Source organism: Lysinibacillus composti (genome assembly GCF_016908465.1).
GTDB classification, from domain to species: Bacteria; Bacillota; Bacilli; order Bacillales_A; family Planococcaceae; genus Ureibacillus; species Ureibacillus composti_A.
The window spans coordinates 1-1406 of sequence record NZ_JAFBDY010000056.1; the positions used below are offsets into that span (position 1 = coordinate 1).

Sequence of the window (1406 nt, forward strand, 5' to 3'; positions counted from 1 at the left end):
TGAACTGCCCCGTAAAAGTTAGACACAAATCTAACTTTTACGGGGTGTTTTTATGGCCAGATTTACAGCAGAAGAAAAAATACAAATTGTTAAACACTATTTAAATGGTTACGTAAGCTATTACGATCTCCAAAAAACGTATCATGTTTCCGAATCCGTTATTCGAGGTTGGGTAAAATTATATGAAGATCAAGGGGCTAATGCATTTTTTAAACCCTACACAAAACATTCACAACAGTTTAAACTGGATGTACTTCAATATATGAACGAAACAGGTGCATCTTCCTATGAAGCCGCTGCGATTTTCAACATTTCATCCCCTAGTTTAGTTAGAAGATGGAGAAAATTAGTAGAAAGAGATGGTGTGGATGCCTTAAAACCAAAGAAAAAGGGGCGTCTGGCCATGAAAAAAGAAACAAAATCGAATGTAAAAAAGCAATTGCCAGTTGAAGGATCGATTGAAGCTCTTCAGGCTGAAAATGAACGTTTACGAATGGAGAACACATACTTAAAAAAGTTGAACTCTTTAGTTCAAGCACAGGAAAAATTACAAACAAAGTCAAAGCGCAAGTAATTTTTGAACTAAAGAATGATTTTGATGTCGTGGAATTAGTTAAAGTCGCTGACATTCCACGGAGTACGTATTATTACTGGGAAAAACGATTAAATCGTAAAGATAAGTATGCAAGTGTTAAAGAAAGTATTGAGGCTATTTATCATGAACATAAAGGTCGTTATGGCTATCGTCGAATTGCCAAAGAATTAAAGAAAAAAGATATTACCCATAATCCGAAAACCATAAATCGCTTAATGAATGAAATGGGATTAAAATGTGAAGTAAGAATGAAGAAATATCGTTCCTATCGAGGGAAAGTTGGAAGAATCGCTCCAAATTTATTAAATCGTGATTTCAAAGCCTATAAGATGAATGAAAAATGGGTAACCGATGTGACGGAATTCCATCTATTTGGAGAGAAACGTTATTTATCACCTGTTCTAGACTTATGTAATGGTGAAATTATTGCTTATAAACTTATGAATCGTCCGATTTATCAACTAGTAGGAGATATGTTAAATGAAGCGGTTAAACGGATACAACCAGGAGATGAGGTGACCCTTCATTCAGATCAAGGTTGGCACTATCAGATGAAAAAGTATCAAAAAACCTTAGAGGCACACGGTATTCGCCAGAGTATGTCACGCAAGGGAAACTGTTTAGACAACGCAGTCATAGAAAATTTCTTTGGCTTATTAAAGTCTGAATTACTTTACTTACAAGATTTCGAAAGTATGGAACATTTTGAAAGAGAATTACAAGAATACATTTACTATTATAATCACAAACGAATGAAGGCAAAATTAAAAGACCTAAGTCCAGTAGAATACCGAACTCAGGTCTTGGAAGC

The 1406-nt window shown here is 34.8% G+C and carries 1 protein-coding gene; it reads left to right on the forward strand.

All coding sequences use genetic code 11. The features are described from left to right. Positions 1 to 52: 52 nt before the first annotated feature. Positions 53 to 1406 (forward strand): IS3 family transposase gene (locus JOD29_RS20295; RefSeq protein WP_124767069.1). Its coding sequence is split into 2 segments (ribosomal slippage), with 1355 coding nucleotides annotated over them: positions 53 to 509 and positions 509 to 1406; the frame shifts between segments, so codons are not numbered across the junction. This gene is flagged as partial in the annotation.